General features: G+C 47.8%; 20 protein-coding genes. 14 read left to right on the top strand and 6 right to left on the bottom strand.

Annotation, left to right across the window (positions count from 1 at the left end; genetic code table 11):
* Nucleotides 1-322: 322 nt before the first annotated feature.
* The 5 genes from DWX32_RS03440 to DWX32_RS03420 all read left to right on the top strand — a co-directional run bounded on the left by DWX32_RS03440 (nt 323) and on the right by DWX32_RS03420 (nt 7344).
* Nucleotides 323-3529: a response regulator gene (locus tag DWX32_RS03440; protein WP_117801397.1), complete on the top strand. Its 3207-nt coding sequence runs from the start codon at nt 323-325 to the stop codon at nt 3527-3529.
* A gap of 58 nt (nt 3530-3587) precedes the next feature.
* A complete protein-coding gene (locus tag DWX32_RS03435) occupies nt 3588-4919 on the top strand; it encodes an ABC transporter substrate-binding protein (RefSeq protein WP_243037547.1) in 1332 nt (443 codons plus the stop codon).
* 26 nt (nt 4920-4945) lie between these two features.
* A complete protein-coding gene (locus DWX32_RS03430) occupies nt 4946-5410 on the top strand; it encodes a MarR family winged helix-turn-helix transcriptional regulator (protein ID WP_022463031.1) in 465 nt (154 codons plus the stop codon).
* Nucleotides 5394-6743, top strand: a complete 1350-nt coding sequence (locus DWX32_RS03425) for an MATE family efflux transporter (protein WP_118601591.1) — start codon at nt 5394-5396, stop codon at nt 6741-6743. Before DWX32_RS03430 ends, DWX32_RS03425 begins: the two co-directional genes overlap by 17 nt.
* Before the next feature lie 163 nt (nt 6744-6906).
* Nucleotides 6907-7344 carry a MarR family winged helix-turn-helix transcriptional regulator gene (locus DWX32_RS03420; protein WP_022463033.1) on the top strand — a complete coding sequence of 146 codons (438 nt, stop codon included), beginning with the start codon at nt 6907-6909 and terminating at the stop codon, nt 7342-7344.
* A gap of 90 nt (nt 7345-7434) precedes the next feature.
* On the opposite strand, the gene DWX32_RS03415 is transcribed toward DWX32_RS03420, so the two are convergent.
* Both DWX32_RS03415 and DWX32_RS03410 read right to left on the bottom strand, forming a co-directional pair.
* Entirely contained in the window at nt 7435-8076 is a 642-nt protein-coding gene (locus tag DWX32_RS03415) for an endonuclease III domain-containing protein (RefSeq protein ID WP_117509586.1), read from the bottom strand.
* A 45-nt stretch (nt 8077-8121) separates the two neighbouring features.
* Entirely contained in the window at nt 8122-8997 is an 876-nt protein-coding gene (locus DWX32_RS03410) for an AraC family transcriptional regulator (RefSeq protein ID WP_117509585.1), read from the bottom strand.
* A 167-nt stretch (nt 8998-9164) separates the two neighbouring features.
* On the opposite strand from DWX32_RS03410, the gene DWX32_RS03405 reads away from it, so the two are divergent.
* The 3 genes from DWX32_RS03405 to DWX32_RS03390 all read left to right on the top strand — a co-directional run bounded on the left by DWX32_RS03405 (nt 9165) and on the right by DWX32_RS03390 (nt 14853).
* On the top strand, nt 9165-10115 hold the full coding sequence (locus DWX32_RS03405; RefSeq protein ID WP_118641095.1) for a phospho-N-acetylmuramoyl-pentapeptide-transferase: 951 nt from the start codon (nt 9165-9167) through the stop codon (nt 10113-10115).
* 303 nt (nt 10116-10418) lie between these two features.
* The gene (yicI, locus tag DWX32_RS03395; RefSeq protein WP_118659271.1) at nt 10419-12737 is read left to right on the top strand and encodes an alpha-xylosidase; all 2319 of its coding nucleotides are present in this window, start codon (nt 10419-10421) and stop codon (nt 12735-12737) included.
* Between the two features lie 88 nt (nt 12738-12825).
* On the top strand, nt 12826-14853 hold the full coding sequence (locus tag DWX32_RS03390; protein ID WP_118659270.1) for a glycoside hydrolase family 31 protein: 2028 nt from the start codon (nt 12826-12828) through the stop codon (nt 14851-14853).
* 84 nt (nt 14854-14937) lie between these two features.
* Here DWX32_RS03390 and DWX32_RS03385 read toward each other — a convergent pair whose 3' ends face one another.
* Together DWX32_RS03385 and DWX32_RS03380 are read right to left on the bottom strand one after the other, a co-directional pair.
* Entirely contained in the window at nt 14938-15759 is an 822-nt protein-coding gene (locus DWX32_RS03385) for a hypothetical protein (RefSeq protein ID WP_118659269.1), read from the bottom strand.
* Nucleotides 15740-16375, bottom strand: coding sequence for a helix-turn-helix domain-containing protein (locus DWX32_RS03380; protein WP_117813047.1), 636 nt, complete (start codon nt 16373-16375; stop codon nt 15740-15742). Before DWX32_RS03380 ends, DWX32_RS03385 begins: the two co-directional genes overlap by 20 nt.
* 149 nt (nt 16376-16524) lie before the next feature.
* On the opposite strand from DWX32_RS03380, the gene DWX32_RS03375 reads away from it, so the two are divergent.
* A complete protein-coding gene (locus DWX32_RS03375) occupies nt 16525-16800 on the top strand; it encodes a hypothetical protein (protein WP_118659268.1) in 276 nt (91 codons plus the stop codon).
* On the opposite strand, the gene DWX32_RS03370 is transcribed toward DWX32_RS03375, so the two are convergent.
* Both DWX32_RS03370 and DWX32_RS03365 read right to left on the bottom strand, forming a co-directional pair.
* Entirely contained in the window at nt 16786-16986 is a 201-nt protein-coding gene (locus tag DWX32_RS03370) for a Uma2 family endonuclease (protein WP_117509614.1), read from the bottom strand. The two genes, DWX32_RS03375 and DWX32_RS03370, sit on opposite strands and share 15 nt — an antisense overlap.
* Before the next feature lie 38 nt (nt 16987-17024).
* Nucleotides 17025-17267: a hypothetical protein gene (locus tag DWX32_RS03365; RefSeq protein WP_055265060.1), complete on the bottom strand. Its 243-nt coding sequence runs from the start codon at nt 17265-17267 to the stop codon at nt 17025-17027.
* A gap of 136 nt (nt 17268-17403) precedes the next feature.
* On the opposite strand from DWX32_RS03365, the gene DWX32_RS03360 reads away from it, so the two are divergent.
* The 5 genes from DWX32_RS03360 to DWX32_RS03340 all read left to right on the top strand — a co-directional run bounded on the left by DWX32_RS03360 (nt 17404) and on the right by DWX32_RS03340 (nt 20930).
* Nucleotides 17404-17886, top strand: a complete 483-nt coding sequence (locus DWX32_RS03360) for a glycoside hydrolase family 3 N-terminal domain-containing protein (protein WP_243037546.1) — start codon at nt 17404-17406, stop codon at nt 17884-17886.
* A 206-nt stretch (nt 17887-18092) separates the two neighbouring features.
* Complete coding sequence (locus DWX32_RS03355) at nt 18093-18356, top strand: IreB family regulatory phosphoprotein (protein ID WP_022461716.1); 264 nt, start codon at nt 18093-18095, stop codon at nt 18354-18356.
* Nucleotides 18357-18367: 11 nt separating this feature from the next.
* The gene (gene ruvX, locus DWX32_RS03350) at nt 18368-18811 is read left to right on the top strand and encodes a Holliday junction resolvase RuvX (RefSeq protein WP_022461717.1); all 444 of its coding nucleotides are present in this window, start codon (nt 18368-18370) and stop codon (nt 18809-18811) included.
* A gap of 15 nt (nt 18812-18826) precedes the next feature.
* Nucleotides 18827-19087 carry a DUF1292 domain-containing protein gene (locus DWX32_RS03345; RefSeq protein ID WP_022461718.1) on the top strand — a complete coding sequence of 87 codons (261 nt, stop codon included), beginning with the start codon at nt 18827-18829 and terminating at the stop codon, nt 19085-19087.
* Nucleotides 19088-19265: 178 nt separating this feature from the next.
* Nucleotides 19266-20930 (top strand): ribonuclease J, encoded by a 1665-nt coding sequence (locus tag DWX32_RS03340; protein WP_055218756.1) that lies wholly within the window; start codon nt 19266-19268, stop codon nt 20928-20930.

The raw sequence follows: 20930 nt of genomic DNA, 5'->3' as shown, positions 1-20930 counted from the left end.
GCGTTCAGAAGTTCCATGGAAACAGAAAAAAATCAGATAAATAAAAAAAGCCTCAGATACCGTTTTACAGCAGGAACGATCGGAGTAAGTGTCTGGCAGCAGGAATGAATGCTCACTTGGCAAAGCCTATAAAAATTGAAAACATAAAGAGAATTTTGTGTGAATATTGTGTGTAGTGGCTGCAACTTCTCAAATCCGTATACCTGTTTTTCACGTTTTGTAGGATATTATAACGTAAATGTAAAACTGGCAGGGACAGGTTCTCTGTATACAGATAAAAGCAGGATAATGAAGCATAAAACAGAGAGAGGATTTTTATAAAATGGAAAAGTATGAAGACAAAATATATTCTTTAGGTGAGGCTGTAACGGGACAGACACAGGCTATGTCACAGGCCGTACAGAAAACACTGGAAAATAATGGCGGGGTAGGTATAATGACAGGATCTTATGACCAAAACCTGTCTATTTTGTCTGTGAATAATCTGCTGTTGCATAGTACAGGATATACATTCGATACTTTCATGGAACAGACAAAAGGCTCATTGAGAAACTTCTTTTATGACGAGGAAGATAGACAGGAGCGAGACCATTTTTTGCAGCTTCACGGAACAGGGGAAGCACAGATCCTTACAGCAGACGGTACAGTGAAAAATGTACGGCTTTGTAAAGAGGATGCGACAGATGAGGCGGGCAGACAGATCTGGGTTATGTCCGTACAGGTCAACTGGGATCATGTAAATTTGACACTGCTCAATGAGGCTATCTGTTCCGGCTTCTGGTATTTTGACTGTGACGAAAACAGTGAGATTGTGAATGCAAACTGGAGTCATGAATTCCGAAAAATGCTTGGCTATCATGACACTCTGGACTTTCCGAATAAACTGGAATCCTGGTCAGATCTTCTGCATCCACAGGATAAAGAAAGAGTAATGGTGCAGCTTCAGGCGGCAATTAAGGATAAGACGAACCAGATAAAATACCAGGTAGAGTATCGTATGAGAATGAAGGATAATCAATACCAGTGGTTTCGGGCATCGGCAGAAGTAATACGCCGTCTGGATGGTTCTGCCAGCAGGATTGCCGGGATTTTTATTAATATTGATGCGGAAAAAAAAGAGGCCATGCAGGCACAAAAATCTGCTGCTTTCCACCGGGCTTTTACGAAAGCAGATTTGTGTGAGTATTATGTAAATCTGGAAGCGAATACTTTTGATACCTTTAAGGTTGAACCGTCCCTGATGACAGTCTTTGAACAGAGTCATACATGGGATGAACTGATCCGTCATTTTGTGGATTCCTATGTTGTGGAGACAGATAAGAAGGCGGTATCCTCTTTTTACGACCGTGGTTATATTGCAGAAAGGCTGAAGGGTCTGGAAACCGAATTGGCTTTAGAGTGCCGTATCACTCTGAATGGAGAAGAACGATGGGTCCGCAATGTGGTCATACGTGGCGAAATAGAGGATTCAGAATATGCCATGATCTTTCTGCGTGATATCACAGAGACAAAGGTAGAGAGCGCACGGCATCTGCAGATGGCAGCGGATAATGCTTCCATGGAGCAGCTGATTCAGAGTATTGTGCGTCTGGTTGACCGCTTTGTTGTCTGTGATCTGGAAAATGACAGATATGAATTCTATAACCTGAATGGACAGATGCTATATAAACCTCTGGGATTCTATCATGATTTTCAGATGCAGGTTCTTGAAAAGTATAAGACACTGGAAACATTGGAAACTATGGACATCCTGATCGCACCGGAAAATATCCGGAAGAATCTGAAAAGTGAAAATGATATTTATAAGTTTGAGTACTGCAGCCTGGATGAAAAGACTTATAAGATCGCTTCTTATATTCCTTTGGAATGGAAGAATGGAAAGCTGGAAAAGGTATTGCTGGCATCCATGGATGTGACACAGGAGAAGAAAGCAGAGATTGAATCCCGTCAGGCACTGAAAGAGGCTTACCGGTCTGCAGAAAATGCAAACCGTGCGAAAACAGAATTCCTTTCCAATATGTCCCACGATATCCGGACACCGATGAATGCCATTGTCGGCCTGACAGCAATTGCAGGAGCAAATATTGAGAGCCAGGACAGAGTCATTGAATGTCTCAGCAAAATTACAAAATCAAGCCGTCATCTGCTGGGGCTGATTAATGAAGTGCTGGATATGGCACGTATTGAAAGTGGAAAAATGACGCTGGCACAGGAGGATTTCAATCTGCCAGATCTGGTGGATAATCTTATAACACTCACAAAACCGGTGATTGATGAACATAAACACAATTTAGATATACACATTAATCACATTGAACATGAGAGTGTCTGTGGTGACAGCCTGAGAATCCAGCAGGTATTTGTGAATCTGATGAGTAATGCGGTCAAGTATACACCGGATGGCGGGAATATTACTTTTTCCATAGAGGAAAAGCCAAATGGATTTTCGGAACTTGGATGCTATGAATTTACGATTGAGGATAATGGGATCGGTATGTCACCGGAATTCCAGAAAATCATGTTTGATCCTTTCAGCCGCGCAGATGACCATCGGACAACCAGAGTCCAGGGAACAGGTCTGGGAATGGCAATCAGCAGAAATATTGTGAACCTGATGAATGGTAATATTAAAGTGGAAAGCACCTTACATAAGGGAACTAAAATTACAGTAACAATTTATCTGGAACTTCAGGAAAAAGAAAAAGAACAGGACAGAAATCTGATGAATCTACCTGTTCTGGTTGTGGATGATGATAAGACATGTTGTGAAAGTACAGTTGCCACATTGAAGGAGATTGGGATTACAGGCGAATGGGTTCTCTCCGGCAGAGAAGCCGTTGAGCGCTGTTATGCACATCATGAGCTAAAAAATGATTACTTTGCTGTTATTTTAGATTGGAAAATGCCGGATATGGACGGAATTGAAACAGCCAGACAGATCCGGAAACGGATAGGGAAAGAGATTACCATTATTGTACTGACATCTTATGAATTCAGTGAGATCGAAGAAGAAGCAAAGGCTGCAGGCGTAGATGCTTTTATTGCAAAACCGCTGTTCCGTTCCCGTTTGACGGCTACATTGCGGCAGTTTACTTCTGGCAGAAAAGAAAAAACAGCAAGAAATTATCTGGATGAGCTGTCTGAAGCAGATTACACAGGAAAAAGAATTCTGCTGGTCGAGGATAATGAGTTAAACAGAGAAATTGCTGTTGAAATTCTGCAGATGACAGGGGCGGAAGTGGAAACGGCAGAAAATGGAAAAATTGCAGTTGAAAAAGTAGAAGCTTCACCGAAAGGCTTGTATGACCTTATTTTTATGGATATCCAAATGCCTGTCATGAATGGTTATGAGGCAACCGCAGCAATCAGGAGCCTTCCGGGTGAACAGGGAAAACTACCGATTGTTGCCATGACAGCAAATGCTTTTGCAGAAGATGTACAGCTGGCAAAAAATACAGGCATGAATGGACATATCGCGAAACCGCTGGATATGAATAAGCTGAATGATGTTCTGGAAAACTGGCTGTAATTGTTTCCCAATTATTGAATTAATGATTTTATCAGGAAAGAATGAGGAAAATACGAGGATGAAAAAGGCAAAACAATGTCTGATAGCATTACTGTCAGGCGTGCTTTTAGCAATTACTGTTTTGTCTGGCTGTGGACAATCTCAAAAAGCAGTATCTAAAAATGACGATCACCTTACCGTGTATCTGTGGGAAAATCGTTTAATGAAAAATATTGTACCCTATATCCATGAGCAGTTTCCAGATCAGGATATTGAGTTTATTACCGGTAACAATGATACCGATTTATATAGCTATTTTGAGGAACATGGTGAACTGCCGGATATCATAACCGTACGTCGATTTTCTGGAAAAGATGCACAGGATCTGGAGCCATATCTAATGGATTTTGCTTCTTATGATGTGGTTTCCAGGTATTACTCCTATGCATTGCAATATTATAAAAATTCAAAAAATGAGATTCAGTGGCTTCCTATCTGCGGTATACCGCAGACGATTATTGCCAACAAGACATTGTTTGAACAGTATGGAATCAAGATACCGAAAAACTATAAGGAATATGCACAGGCATGTCAGCAATTTTATGATAATGGTATAAAACCGTATTCCCTGGATCTTGCAGAAGACTGGTCTGCTCATGAGGTGATTCAGACAGGTGCAATTGGGGAATTCATGAGTCTGGATGGAATCGAATGGAGAAGCTCAGCTGAAAGTGCATCAGGGGATATCGCGTTTGATGATGCGTTATGGAAACGTATTTTTTCAGAAACCAATACATTTTTGAAGGACTCACATTTTACAAGTGATGATATCAGCGTCGATATTAATACTGCAACGCAGATGTTCCTTGAGGGAAAAGCAGCAATGTTTCATGGTTATCCGGCACTTATGCAGGAATTTCAGGAACAGATGGATGCAGAATTAACTCGTATACCGTTTTTTTCACAGATTTCGGATGAAGCTTTTATAAATATGACCCCTTCTCTGAATATTGCATTTAACAAAGAACTGGAAAAAGATCAGGAAAAACTGGACCTGGCATTCGATGTCCTGGAGTGTATGATTTCAAAAGAAGGACAAACATTGATCGCAGATGGAAAGGGTGTAATTTCATTAAATGTAGATGTTCCAAACATGATGGAAGATGTACCTGGACTGGAAGATGAAATTAATAATAATTCTGTTTATATCCGATATTCTGCTCAAAAATCATTTTATGCCAGTCTTGAGGCTGTTCACGGATTATTGTCAGGGGAAATGGATGAAACACAGCTGATGAAAGAATCTGGCATTGCCAGAACTTTCAATCAGCTCTTTTTTAGCATCAGTTCCCTCTTGACATTTTTTCATTTCCTGCTATACTTATCAAAAGTAATTACTAAAGATAACTAATTTTTAAACAGAAAGGAACCTTTTCCATGACACAGGAAAAATTAAAGCAGTTCCTGGATGCGTGTTTTGATGCAAAGCGTCTGATCGAGAAACTCCCGGACCTGCCGGACGGTATGAAGCCGCGGCAGGTGCATGTGCTGGATGCGGTGAATGAGATTCAGAAAAAGCAGGGCTTCTGCCGCGTCAGCGACATCAGCAGCTATATGAACACAACGCTGCCGAGCATCACCAAGCTGGTGCAGGAACTGGAGGAGAGAAATCTTCTCGTGAAACAGGCGGATGAAAAAGATAAGCGCGTGATCAACCTGACACTGACCGAAGAGGGAAAAGAGTTTGTGGAACTCCGCGTGACGCACTTTCACGGGGAATGGGCATCCCGCCTGCCAGATCTGGACGACGCGGTGGTGGACGAATTTGTGCATGCAATCACACGGATGCAGGAAACGATGCCGGGAATAAAAGGAGTGAAAAACAATGGCAAAAGAAAATAAGAAAGAAGTATCGTTTGTAGAGGGACCGATTTTCCAGTCCCTGATCCGTTTTGCGCTGCCGGTGCTCGGCGCGCTGATTCTGCAGGCGGCTTACGGTGCGGTCGACCTTCTCGTGGTCGGCTGGTTCGGCGATGCGTCGAGTATTTCCGCTGTCGGAACCGGAAGCAGCTTCATGCAGATGGTAACATTTATCATCACCAGCCTTGCGATGGGTTCGACCGTTATGATCGGCCAGCACATCGGCGAGGGCAAGCCGGATAAGGCCGGCAAAACCGTGGGAACCTCGATTGTTCTGTTCGCCATCATCGGTGTCGTCATGACGGTGATTCTGGAGCTGTTCGCAGGCCCGATCGCCAATATTTTACAGGTCCCGGCGGAGTCTTTTGACAAAACCGTCCTCTACCTGCGGATCTGTTCCGGCGGTATTCTGATCATCATCGCGTACAACGTCATCAGCAGCGTGCTTCGCGGAATCGGTAATGCAAATCTGCCGCTTTTATTCGTCGGCATCGCCTGCGCAGCCAATATTGCCGGAGATCTGTTCTTCGTCGGTGTGCTGAAACTGGACGTTGCGGGAGCAGCGCTTGCGACGGTTCTGGCGCAGCTGATTTCTGTCATCGCCTCCATGGGTGTGTTGAAAAAAGGCAATCTGCCGATTGAATTCAAAAAAGAAGACTGCCGCATCGACCATGACGAGCTGAAGAAAGTCCTGAACGTCGGTGTGCCGATCGCGCTGCAGGAGACGACCGTACAGATTTCCTTCCTTGTGATCAACTCGATCATCAACGGCATGGGCCTTATGCCGTCCGCCGGATACGGTGTGGCGCAGAAGCTGACCTCATTCATCATGCTGATCCCGTCCTCTGTGATGCAGTCTGTGTCAGCATTCGTGGCACAGAACACCGGAGCCGGAAAGAAAGACCGCGCGTGGAAGGGCTTCCTCACCGCAATCGCAACGGGCTGCTCTCTTGGAGTTGTGATTTTCTGCATCGGTTTCTTCGGTGGAAGTGTCATCTCCAGAATCTTCACGAGCGATCCGGCCGTTATCGAGCAGAGCGCCGCTTACCTGCGCGGTTTCGCACCGGAATGTATTCTGACCTGTGTGCTGTTCAGCAGCATCGGATACTTCAACGGCCGCGGCATCAGCATCCCGGTTATGATCCAGGGAATCACCTCCGCCTGCCTGATCCGTATTCCGCTGGCGCTGTTCTTCTCACACCTGCCGAATACGAACCTGACCTTCGTCGGCATGTCCACCCCGATCACAACCGTATACGGCATCTGCTTTTTCATGATCTGTTTTACACGGTTAAAGAAAAAAGGGCAGATGTAATTGAATCAAACATAACAGAACTGCCTAGGAAACGGCACGGAGCGATCCGCCGTTTCCCAGGCAGTTTTTGGTATTGTTTGTCTGGAACTTTTTTGATACAATACAGACAGAAAGAGCGGAACCCTGTTCAGAAGGGACAGAACAGACGGAAAGGGGAAGAGGAGTGGATAACAGAGAAATCATCAATGAGACACTGGTCCATCTGTTTCACGAGATACAAAAACTGGAAGAAGAGGCGATCATCACCGAGGATTTCAAGGATCTGACGAACAACGATATGCACATCATAGAAGCCGTCGGCCTGGAGGGCGGCAATATGTCATCGATCGCGGCAAAGCTCGACATCACGGTCGGATCGCTGACAACGTCGATGAACAGTCTGGTGAAAAAAGGCTACACCGAGCGGGAGCGCAGCGAGAAGGACCGCCGGATCGTCTACATCCACCTGACCGGAAAGGGACGGCAGGCATTCCATCATCACGCAAAATTCCACGAGCAGATGACGGATGCCGTGATGGCGGAACTCGGAGAAGAGGAAGTGCAGGTGCTCGGGAAAACGCTGAAAGCGCTGACGGACTTCTTTCGGTCGTATAAAAAATAGAAACAAAAAGGCTTTTGCAGCCGGGACAGAATCAGAAAAATCTGTCCGGTATGCAAAAGCCTTTTTCGCATGGAAACGCATAGAAAAATGCTATTTTTCTACGCCGTTCTTCTCACAGATATCCGCGAGCACACACCGTTCACAGTGCGGTGTCGTCCGCGCAGTACAGACCTCGCGTCCGTGCTCCACAAACCGGTGGCAGAGCGAGCTTCCTTCTTCCGGCGGCACAATTTTCCAGAGTGCCATCTCCACCTTCTTCGGATCCTTGCAGTCATGCACGAGCCCGATGCGGTTGCACAGTCGGATGCAGTGCGTATCCGTCACAATCGCAGGCTTTTTGAATACATCGCCCATAATCAGGTTCGCACTTTTCCGTCCCACGCCCGGGAGCTTCAAAAGTGCGTTAAAGTCATCCGGCACCTGGCTGTGGTACTCGTCGCGCAGCATGCGCATGCAGGCGTTGATGTCGCGTGCCTTGCTCTTTCCAAGACCGCACGGCCGCACAATTTCCTCGATTTCCTCCGGTGTCGCGTTTGCCAGCGCATCAATATCAGGATACTTTGCGTAGAGATCCTCCACCACAACATTGACCCGCGCATCGGTGCACTGTGCGGCCAGGCGGACACTGACGAGCAGCTTCCACGCCTGGTCATAGTCAAGCGTACAGTCGGCGTCAGGATATTCTTGTTTCAAACGTTCAATGACGGCAAGCGCCAGTTTTTCTTTTGTCATCGTGTTAAACTCCCATTCTCAAAGATATTAAAACAGCGAAAGCTATCAGGATCCTTTCTCGCGTGCTGCCTTCCGAAGCTGCAGCGGCGTCGTGTGAAACCGCTCGCGGAAGAGGCGGTGAAATAGCTTATCGTTTGTAAAACCATGCTTTTCCGCGAGCGTGCCGACCGGCAGATCCGTGGCGATCAGGTCGCGGTAGATGCGGGAAAGACGGTAGGAATTCAAGTATTCCAGATACGTCGTTTCCATGTTCTGGCGGAAGAACCGGCAGAAATATTCCGGCTGCAGCGAGACAACATCGGCAGCCTCCTTCAGCGTAATCGGCCGCTGGTAATTTTCCTGCGTGTACGTCAGAATCGTATCGAGCCGTGTCTGCGTCCGGGAGCTCATCGGGTGGTGCGCAAGCGGGCTCTTCTCGGAAAATTTCGTGTAGAGCAGATCGAGAAACGTAAAAAGCTCCCGCTGGAACGTCAGCAGATAGCCGTCGGGCATTTCGTCATGAAGCTGCATCATCGAAAGCAGAAGACGCCGGAGCTGGCTGATATTTTTCTGCACTTCCGGATTCGTACTGTCGTAGTCAATCGAGAACCAGAGCTGTGACGGATCAGGCAGATAGTTCGCAAGGAACGCATCCGGAATCTGCATCAGAATCGAGCGGTTTCCCGTGGACGGACAGCGCGCCGTGTGGATACGCCCGGAATTGATCAGCAGAAATTGACCCGGAAGGACGGTCTTTGTGCGGTCCGAGAGCGTGACAATGGAGGAACCCTCCAGAATATAAATAATTTCCAGCGCGTCGTGCCAGTGCGGCGGCGAAAAACTGCCGAAATCGTCGGTTACACGAAATTCGATGCTGCGGTTCGGCTGCAGCGTGATGTGTTCCTGGCGTGTCTGGCGCGGCAGATGATCTTTGCGTGGCATAAAAAACTCCTTTTTTGTTCAACTTAGTGTATCACTATCTTATCACGAAACCCCCGAATTGGGTATAGCAATTTTTGTATGAAGTTGTTATAATAAATGAACACAAAGCCACGTCACATACGGCTTCGTGCAAACTCAATCTAAAGAAAAGTGAAGGAAGAAAACGTATGTATCAAGTATGGAGTAATTTTTTAAATCCCGGCCAGATCGCCATGCTGGGAATCGTGGTCACCTTTCTGCTGACCTTTCTGGCGTTAAAGCATCCATTTTCCTTTCTGCCGAGCGATCACGGCAGAGAATTTGCCGTAAACGGCGGCCTCTCCCGCGGAAAACTGCGCGGCGTCGGCCTCGTGATCGTCATCTGTTTCCTGATCGGAAGCGTATTGTTCCTGCCTCTTGGCGCCGAGTATGTGATCTACGCGATCCTGCTCGTCTGCATCATGCTGAGCGGCTACCTCGATGATGCATCCGAAACCCCGTGGAGCGATTACAAAAAAGGCGCGATTGACCTCGTCATCTCCATTGTGACCGTCATCACCTTTGTGAATTACAATTCCACCACGATCTACTTCGGAAGCATGTCCCTTACCATTCCGAAAGTGGTCTACATAATCCTCGGCATCATCCTGATCTGGATTTCGATCAACGTTACAAACTGTTCCGACGGTGTCGACGGACTCTGCGCGAGCCTTTCCTGCGTGGTCATCTTCGCGTTCAGTATGATTTTCCACGATGTCCTTGGAAGCTTCACCGTAGCCAATTACCTGTTCGTGGCAGCGCTTCTCGCGTACCTGTATTTCAATACCTCGCCGAGCAGCATGCTGATGGGCGACGCCGGTTCGAGAGCACTTGGCTTCTACATCGCCATCCTTGCCATGCAGTCCCGCCATCCGTTCTTATATCTGCTGATGGCAGGCGTGATGATCGTCGACGGAGGAATCGGCCTTGTCAAAGTATTTTTACTCCGTTTCCTGAAAATCGCGATCCTCAAAAATACAAGAACACCGCTGCATGACCATGTCCGCCTGAAATACAAATGGTCCGACAGTCAGGTTGTGATCCGCTTTGTGATCCTGCAGATCCTGCTGGCAGTTGTTGCCTATCTGATTGTGGCATAAAGAAAAAACAAAAGAAGAAAGATGGGAGTGTGTCCCGGCAAAAGTAATTGGAAATGCAACAGGATACTTTTGCGGGACACACTCCCGTTTTGCATATTGGAACCAGAAAAAGGTTCAAACCGGAAAAAAGATAATATCGCCGTATTTTTTCACAGAATCCTCCCTGTTTTCGACAGGAAAAGTGTGGTAGGATAAAATTACCAAAAAACGTCAGCCTGAAACAGGAATTCTGTAAAAAATGATGAAAAGAGAGTGCTTTTCATCCTCTGTTTCGGGCGCATCAAATCAGGAGGTAATGAAAAGATGAAATTCACAGAAGGTTACTGGCTTCCGAGTGAAAAAGCAAATGCATCCCATGCAATGCAGGCTTATGAAGTAGAGCAGATTCCAGGCGGTATGCGTATCCTGGCTACCACACGTCCGATCGAGCACAGAGGCATGACCCTGAACCTGCCGACCATCACCGTTGAGTTCGTAGCACATACACCGGACACCATCTCCATGGAGGCATGGCACTACGAAGCCTACGACAACAAAGTTCCGTCCTTCGACAAAACAGAGAGCGTATACGAGGACGTAACTGTAACGATCAACGAGGATGAGGCAGTTCTTGATACCGGAAGCGTACAGGTCCGCGTACAGAGAAAAGGTGTCTTTGCTTACACCTTCGAGGCAGATGGAAAAGTTCTGACCGGAAGCGGCTTCCGCAACCTTTCCTATATCAGATGGGACCGTCAGCAGAGCACCATGCTGCCAGCCCAGAATTACATGACCGAAAAATATCAGCCATATATGGTAAGCGAGCTCTCCCTTGGCGTCGGCGAGTGCGTATACGGCCTTGGCGAGAGATTTACTCCATTCGTAAAAAACGGACAGGTTGTAGACACCTGGAACGAGGACGGCGGTACGGCATCCGAAATCGGCTACAAATGCGTACCGTTCTACATGACAAACAACGGCTACGGTATTCTCGTTGACAGTACCGACAACGTTTCTTTCGAAGTAGCAAGTGAAAAAGTAGAGTATGTCGGCTTCTCCGTACCGGGCGAAAGAATCAAATACTATCTGTTCCACGGACCGTCACCGAAGAAGATCATGAACGAGTACACCGCGCTGACCGGACGCCCGGCACTTCCTCCGGCGTGGTCCTTTGGTCTGTGGCTGTCCACATCCTTTACCACAAACTACGACGAAGAGACTACCACATCCTTCATCGAGGGAATGGAAAAGAGAAATATTCCGCTGAGCGTTTTCCACTTCGACTGCTTCTGGATGCACGAATTCCACTGGTGCGATTTTGAGTGGGACAAGAAATGCTTCCCGGATATTCGCGCAACCTTAAAGAAATATCACGACAAAGGTCTTCACATCTGTGCATGGATCAACCCGTATATTGCACAGGGAACCGCATTCTTCAAAGAAGGCGCTGCAAACGGCTATCTGCTGCAGAGAGCAGACGGAAAAGGCGTATGGCAGACCGACAACTGGCAGGCAGGTATGGGCCTTGTGGATTTTACCAACCCGGATGCGGTTAAATGGTATACCGATAAACTGAGAACTGTTCTGGACTGCGGCGTAGACTGCTTTAAGACCGACTTCGGCGAGAGAATCCCGGTTGACGTTGTTTACCACGACGGAAGCGATCCGCAGGCAATGCACAACTACTATACATACCTGTACAACCAGGCAGTATTCAGCCTGTTAAAAGAAGTAAAAGGTGAGAACGAGGCAGTTCTGTTTGCAAGAAGTGCAACAGCAGGAAGCCAGAAATTCCCGGTACACTGGGGCGGCGACTGCTCTGCAAACTATCCGTCCATGGCAGAAACGCTGCGCGGCGGCCTTTCCTTCGCCATGAGCGGCTTCTCCTTCTGGAGCCATGATATCTCCGGATTCGAGAGCACCGCAACACCGGATCTGTACAAGAGATGGTGCGCATTCGGCCTCATGTCCACCCACAGCCGTCTGCACGGATCCACAAGCTACCGTGTGCCGTGGCTGTTCGACGAAGAGTCCTGCGACGTAGTAAAATTCTTCACCAACCTGAAATGCTCGCTGATGCCGTACATTTTCCAGAAATCTGTAGAGGCACACGAGGAAGGAACCCCGGTAATGCGCCCGATGGTATTCGAGTTCATGAACGACCCGGCCGTTCCGTATCTGGATCAGCAGTACATGCTGGGTGATGCCCTTCTGGTAGCACCTGTCTTCCGTGAGGACAAGGTAGCACAGTACTATCTGCCGGAAGGCATCTGGACAGAGCTTCTGACCGGCGAGACAAAAGAAGGCGGCAGATGGTTCCAGGGAACCTACGACTACTTCTCCATGCCGCTGTATGTAAGAGAGAACAGCATCGTAGTAAGAGGAAACTGCGACACCAAACCGGATTACGACTACGCTGACCACGCAACTGTTTGCGTATATCAGTTAAAAGACGCAGCCGAGACAAAGGTTTCGGATATCCACGGAAACACCGTATTCACCGTGAAAGCAGTCAAAGACGGCGATGCAGTGAAAGTATCCGTAGAAGGCGCACATACCGAACTGAAAGTAGAAGTATTCGTCGGAAACGAGAAGAAAGAGGCTGTGCTGGCAGCAGATGCGAACGAAGTTGTTGTTGCATAAGCATCGGAATGTAAGAATATAGGGAGGGAGAGGCACGGAAAAGCAAATTTTTCTGTGACCTCTCTTTTCAAAAAAGGAGAATAAAACAATGCGTTTTCAGACAAAAAATGGTGTGTTAATTGCACAGGCAAACGGAGAAACACTGCGGATTGAGCCGTGGGGAAAAGATTCCTTACGTGTCCGCGCAACGATGCTTCCGGGATTTTCCGGAAAGGACTGGGCGCTGACCGAAGTGCCGGAAAAAACAGAGGCAAAAGCAGAGCAGTTTGCGGTCGATCATCTGGAAATCGACGGATCGATGGGAAAAAGAACCAGCGCATCCATCACCAATGGAAAAATCCGTGCTGTGGTCAACTTTGCAGGAGTTATCACCTTCTACAAAGAAGAACAGGAAATTTTAAGAGAATATCACCGTTGCTACGACGGAACGATCAGCAAAGAGAGCCGCTGCTTAAAAACGGTCAACCGTGAGTGGAAAGGTGTGATCGGCGGAAGCGAATACAGCCTGAACCTGAAATTTGAGAGCAACGACGAAGAGAAGATTTTCGGAATGGGCCAGTATCAGCAGAAATACATGGATCTGAAGGGATGCACCCTGGAGCTGGCGCAGCGGAACTCCCAGATCAGCGTACCATTCGCCGTATCCAGCTTAGGATATGGTATGCTGTGGAACAATCCGGCTGTCGGACAGGTAACCTTCGGAAAGAACTACACCGAATGGACTGCACGCTCGACCAAAGATATGGACTACTGGCTGACCGCAGCCGATACACCGAAAGAGATCCTGGAAAATTACACCGCAGTGACCGGCCGCGCGCCGAAATTCCCGGAGGACCGTATGGGCCTGTGGCAGTGCAAGCTGCGCTACCGTACGCAGGAGGAAGTGCTTGAAGTGGCACGCTGCTACCAGAAGGAAGGCATCAAAATCGATCAGATTGTCATCGATTTCTTCCACTGGACCGTACAGGGCGACTGGAAATTCGATGAAAAATACTGGCCGGATCCAAAAGCCATGGTGGACGAACTGCATTCCATGGGAATCAAAGTTATCGTTTCCGTATGGCCAAGCGTAGACCGGAAGAGCGAGAATTTCTGGCCGATGCTGGACCGCGGCCTGCTGATTAAAACAGAGCGCGGCGCCCTGCAGACGTATGATTTCCAGGGGGACTGCGTGGAAATCGATGTGTTCAACCCGGAAACCAGAAAATACGTCTGGGAAGTCTGCAAGAAAAACTATTATGATTTTGGAATCGATGCCTTCTGGCTGGACAACTCAGAACCGGATTTCGGCGTTTACGATTTCGATCATTACCGCTATATCGACGGACCGGCTCTTTCCTGCAGCAATATCTATCCGCAGCTGTACAGCCGTGTCTTCTATGACGGCATGAAAGCAGAAGGAGAAGAAAATATTGTAAACCTGCTTCGCTGCGCCTGGGCCGGAAGTCAGAAATACGGAAATGTTGTATGGTCCGGCGATGTGCCGAGTACCTTTGAGGCCTTCTATGATCAGCTCCAGGCCGGCCTTAATATGGGTCTTGCCGGCATTCCGTGGTGGACAACCGATATCGGCGGCTTTATGACAGATGATGTCAACGACCCGGATTTTCAGCAGCTTCTGATCCGCTGGTATGAGTTTGCCGTTTACTCTGCTGTTTTTCGTATGCACGGCGACCGCGGACCGCACAACATTCCACCGCTCGATGACCGTGATTTTGGCGGCGGCTACCTGTATACCGGCCAGTCCAATGAACTGTGGAGCTATGGAGAAGAAAATTACCGGATCATGAAAAAATATTACGACATCCGCATCAGCATGCACGATTACATCAAACAGCTGTATGACGAAGCATCCGAAAACGGTTCTCCGCTGATCCGTACCATGTTCTACGAGTTCCCGGATGACAAAAAATGCTGGGAGCTGCAGGATCAGTATATGTTCGGAAGCGAATACCTGGTAGCGCCGATTTTCCATCTGAACGAGTTTGAGCGTGAAGTATATCTTCCGGCAGGACGCTGGGAAGACACCAGAGACGGAAAAGTGTACGAAGGCGGACAGACTATCCGTGCCGCTGCACCGATCGATTCGATTCCGGTATTTAAGAAAATGGCATAAGATCGTGTAAAAAGGTCAAAAAAGAAAACAGTACAGAAGACACACACAGCGTGGGGACTTTTCTGTACTGTTTTCTTTTCGACTCTAACTGCGCATCAGATATCCATATTTGCGCATCTGTCGGCGTATGATCTGCTCAACACGCTGGCGGATTTCCAGAGGATAGTAATCGGCCAGAGAATCCAGTTCCGTGCAGACATCTTTTGCAGTAAAGGAAAAGTGAAGCTGGATACCGTATAATTCCTCCGCAGCATCCAGCTGTGTATCAAAATCAGAGCTGAAAGGTTTGGCTTCGATGCATTCTATACAGACATCCATCGGCAGATCCAGAGGATAGTCATTGCTAATGTCTGCAAACAGGCATAAACCCTGATCGAATAGAGGACTTGGAGAATATTGCTCTGTTTCTGTATCATATAGAACAGCGATGTTGTTGGTGTGCCGGTCTTCGTTTAGAAAGAAGGCATCAATTTCCAGCATAGCGGTCAGATATGCACCGAAATTCTGAATTCCCGTCATGTGTTCCATCTGATCTGCCAGAAAACGAATGCGTTCCGCCGGTTCTGAAAAAGCAGCAAGCGTGATTGCCAGACTGTCTCCGGTATTCTGGCGGTACAGTTTTTCCAATGGGATCAGCATCTGATTTGCTTTTAGAAAATCAGGACTGGAACAGCCACTGCGGAGAGTACCGCGGTATGCAATCCGAACTGGCTGATACAGGACAAACGGGTGGGAAAGAGAGCTTTTTTGCAGTAAATGAGACACCAGTGTCTCCGAGAGTCCCTCATATCCCATATAGTCGGATTTGTACCAGATATTACCGATTTTCCACTTGAGCTGGTCCCCTTTTGAGGTGTGATCTGTTTTTTTGACAGGCAGCTGATTATCAAGACGGATCTGTTCCATGGCGTGCCTCCTTATTCTTCAGAATCAGGATCCATTGCTCGTCACCGGCCATTCGCCCATCTGTTTTTTCAATGATAAGCAGCGGATCATAAAAGGGAAGTCCCATTTCTTTTAAAATATCTTTGGCATGATCGCGTGTTTTGGGAAAACAGCGGCTTTCCAGAAACCAGGTAAAATCATCCCAGGTCGGATGCTCCACAACGCCAAAGGCACGAAGCGGAATTTTTTTTGTGTAATTCTGGATTGCAATTTTCTCATGACGGAAGTCGATATCAATCGTTGTGCAAAGCTGATCGCGGTAAAGAAAACACATCCGCGTTTTGACATCGGGATCCGTGCTGAAACAGTGAGCACGGGCAATTTGATTGTATACCGTCTGCCTGCTGACCTGAAAGGTGCGCGCGATCTCGGCAATACTTTTTCCCTGCTGCTGCATGGCAGCCATCTGAATGATTTGTGGCAGCGAAAAAGCAGGTTTTCTTCCAGCCGCATGGCGCAGGGCTTCTTTTTGGGCTAACTGCTGGTATTGTTCCGCGTCCTTGGAAAGCCTGCGCAGCTCCTTTGGATCTGTTGTTCCAAAGATCTCGTAAATCTGCTGCTCAAATGTGTTTTTCATGCAATCACCTCGTTTCTGCCATTACTGTATCACAGAGATCTGAAAGCGTCAAGAAATCATTTATTGACAAAAAACGAACTGATTGAGAAAAGTTACGGCTCGCAGATGTCTGAGAACAGCAATCATGGCGATGAAAGAACTTCCCTGCAGTGCAGGCAAAAGCTTGGCAGAAAAAAGCAAAGGCAGACCCCATTCTGCGTGAAAAACTGCTTCAGACAAGGGAAAATCCGAATCCAATCCACGCATTCTGCGAAATCTGCCATGCCTATGGCGTTTCCATCTATGAAATGGATCTTGCCATGGCAGGTGAAGAATTTTACGCAGAAATCAAACGCAGCACCAATGGCGGCAGAGAAAATTCCCCGGCGCTTGAAGGGGAAGATGACTTCTATGAGCTGTTTCTGGCAGCGTTAGAAAATATATGATTTTTTGCGAAGAATGTAAGTATTGATGAGTGTAGAAAGCTGCATGGATAGTGCCTGATGAACCTGCGAAGGGCTTGCCATGTCGTAGATGACACCGTCAAAAACTTCGAAGCGTTTCTCTTCTGGAAGCATTTCATACTGTTCCAGCGTGACTTTTTCGAGCTGTGGTTGAAGAACTGGCGTCATAAAATACACATCTTTTCCCAAAAATGAAATGAAATCGCTTAAAATTCTTTCTTTAAATGTTCTGCGAGAATCGTATCGTAATCGCCTTCGATTTCCTCATCGCGCCCTGCATACCGCAGATTGGTCTCCACGCCGACCGGCTCCACATCGTCTGCAAATTCCCAGATATGATACCGCAGACCGCGGTGCTCAAAGTCGATGCTTCCGCAGTTATCCTCTTCCGTATAGGAAAACGTGATTTTTTTCTCGTTTAAGACAGATTGAATTTGTGTCATATGCATAAAGCGTGATACCTCCGATTTTGTAGTTATCTGGAATAAAAAACAGCTACATTTGTTTACATTAGTATAGAACAGGGCGGGAGAAAATTCAATCGAAATTCTGGTCAGAATCATCGCAGCAGCTCTCACACGCGGTGTGCAGAGACAGCACGGCGTCGGAACGACCATCAAACATTACGCCTGCAACAATCAGGAAGAAAACCGCCGCGGCGTATCGAGCATCGTCTCCGAGCGCGCTCTGCGTGAGATCTATCTGAAGGGCTTCGAAATTGCAATCAAAGAATCCCAGCCAAAGGCGATCATGACCTCCTACAACAAGGTAAACGGTGTCCACACCGCCAACAGCTACGATCTGTGCACAACCGCTGCAAGAAAGGAATGGGGCTTTGCCGGCATCATCATGACAGACTGGACCACAACAAACGCCGACGGAGGCTCCTCTGCCGCAAAATGCATCGCTGCCGGAAACGATCTTGTGATGCCGGGAACCGACATCGACCGCCGCGAAATCCTGGATGCGCTGAGTGCCGAAAATGACCAGTATCTCGAGGAAAAAGACCTGACCGCCTGTGCCCAGAAAATTCTGGAAATGATTTTTACTTCCAATTCATATGAATAATGCGGCGTTTTCAGGGATAAAATAACATCAGAAATAGCTGCCGCCCCTTCGCAAAGCAAAATTTTCCATGCGGGCTTTGAATGTTACAGTTCGCTGAGATGCAGTGAACTGTAACATTCAAATAGTTGGGCAATTTCACGATTGAAATTTCCCATAACATGTATTAGAATATAAATGATATCAATAAATACGAGGACGTGAAAAGAATGTCAGGATTAAGTAACACACAATATTTTAAAGTAAAAACAGAGCCGGAGATTCAGGTAAAAGAGGTACTCGAAACCGTTTACAACGCCATGGTAGAAAAAGGGTATAATCCAGTCAACCAGATCGTAGGCTATATCATGTCAGGCGATCCGACGTACATTACAAGCTTCAAGGGGGCCAGAAGCCTGATCATGAAAGTAGAGCGTGACGAGCTGGTAGAGGAACTGTTAAAAGAGTACATCAAAAATGAATCCTGGAAGTGAGCGTAATTACTATGAGAATAATGGGATTAGATTACGGCTCAAAAACAGTAGGGGTGGCAGTCAGCGACGCCCTGGGTCTTACTGCGCAGGGAATCGAAATTGTCCGCAGAAAATCGGAGAATAAGCTGCGCCAGACGCTGGCCCGGATTGAAGAGATAGCAAAAGAGTACGGCGTGGAAAAAATCGTACTCGGCTTCCCGAAACATATGAACAACGACATCGGAGAGCGGGCCGAAAAATCTCTCGAGTTCAAAGAAATGCTGGAGAGACGGACAGGTCTGCCCGTTGTCATGTGGGACGAGCGGCTGACAACGGTCGAAGCAGACCGCACCATGATGGAAACCGGAATCCGCAGGGAAAACCGCAAGGAGTACGTAGATATGATTGCAGCTGTTTTTATCCTGCAGGGATATCTGGACTATCTTTCCCATCAGAAGGAATCACAGGAAAACTGAACAAAGGAATATTGTATGGAAAAAATAACATTTGTAACAGATGATGGCGGCAAAGAAGAATTTTATGTGGAGGAGCAGACCAGAATCAACGGAGTCAACTATATTCTGGTATCCGATTCAAAGGACGACGAGGCAAATGCCTATATTCTGAAGGATATCTCCACCGACACCGACGCAGAGGCAGAGTATGTTATGGTAGAAGACGACACCGAATTCGATGCCGTTTCCGGCGTATTTGCTTCCATGTTGGATGACGAGGCAGACATCACCTATTGAACCAGCCGTTTTGAAGCCATACCGGGACGCAGACAAAGCGGGACCGGGACAGCGCTTTAAAGGGCAAATCCTGCAGGTGCGGGACATGCTCCATCAGCCTGAAGTGACGCTCAGGGGATGCGTGCGTGAAGCCGTACCGGTAACGGAATCGTTTGGAAAACATGCGCGGAGGTGCTATTTGAAAAAGAATAATGGAAGTAAATTAAAAATTATACCGCTTGGCGGTCTGGAACAGATCGGTATGAACATCACCGTTTTCGAGTATGAGGACAGTATCATCGTCGTAGACTGCGGACTTGCATTCCCGGAAGACGACATGCTCGGTATCGACCTGGTCATCCCGGATGTAACATATCTGAAAGAAAACATCGACAAAGTCAAAGGCTTCGTCATCACCCACGGCCACGAGGACCATATCGGAGCCCTGCCTTACATCTTAAAAGAAGTGAACGTGCCGGTCTACGCCACCAAACTGACCATCGGCCTGATCGAAAACAAATTAAAGGAGCACAACCTGCTCCGTACCACAAAACGGAAAATCATCAAACACGGACAGTCCATCAACCTGGGCGCATTCCGCATTGAGTTTATCAAAACAAACCACAGTATTGCAGATGCAGCAGCACTGGCAATCTACTCCCCGGCTGGCATCATCGTCCACACCGGAGACTTCAAAGTCGACTACACACCAGTCTTTGGTGATGTCATCGACCTGCAGAGATTCGCAGAGATCGGAAAGAAAGGCGTTCTGGCACTGATGTGCGACAGTACCAATGCAGAGCGGCCTGGCTTTACCATGTCCGAGCGGACCGTAGGAAAGACGATCGACGGCCTGTTTGCCGAGCATCAGAATTCCCGAATCATCATCGCAACCTTCGCATCGAACGTCGACCGTGTGCAGCAGATCATCAACTCTGCTTATAAATACGGCCGTAAAGTTGTCATCGAAGGCCGCAGCATGGTCAACATCATCTCCATCGCGCAGGAGCTGGGCTACATCAATATCCCGGAAAATACCCTGATCGATGTGGAGCAGATGAAAAACTACACCGGCGAGCAGCTTGTCCTGATCACCACCGGAAGCCAGGGCGAGTCCATGGCAGCACTGTCCCGTATGGCGGCACACCTGCACAAAAAGATCTCGATCCTGCCGGGCGACACCGTGATCTTCAGTTCCCACCCAATCCCGGGAAATGAAAAAGCCGTTTCGAACGTCATCAACGAACTGTCTGCACAGGGTGCCAACGTCGTATTCCAGGACGTTCACGTATCCGGACATGCCTGCCAGGAGGAAATCAAACTGATCTACTCCCTGGTAAAACCGAAATACGCCATTCCGGTACACGGCGAGTACCGCCACTTAAAAGCACACGCAGAAGTAGCACAGAGTCTCGGCATCCCGAAAGAGAACATCTTCCTCATGTATTCCGGTGATGTCATGGAACTCGATGAGGACGGCGCAGCAGTAACTGGCAAAGTCCACACCGGAGCCATCATGGTCGACGGACTCGGCGTTGGTGATGTAGGAAATATCGTCCTGCGTGACCGCCAGCATCTGTCCGAGGACGGAATCATGGTCGTTGTACTGACTCTCGAAAAGAGAACGAACCAGCTTCTGGCCGGCCCGGACATCGTATCCCGCGGTTTCGTCTATGTACGCGAATCCGAGGATTTGATGGGCGAGGCAAGAGAAGTTGTAGAAGAGGCGCTGGATGGCTGCCTTTCCAAAAATATCTCCGACTGGGGCAAGATCAAATCCACGATCAAAGATGCCCTCGGCGATTATGTATGGAAGAAAACAAAGAGAAGACCGATGATCCTTCCGATCATCATGGAGGCATAA

The sequence above is a fragment of the Blautia sp. AF19-13LB genome, from assembly GCF_003479105.1.
GTDB lineage: Bacteria > Bacillota > Clostridia > Lachnospirales > Lachnospiraceae > Fusicatenibacter > Fusicatenibacter saccharivorans.
Note: the sequence above shows the minus strand (reverse complement) of the source record. Positions and strands in the feature narration are given on the sequence as shown.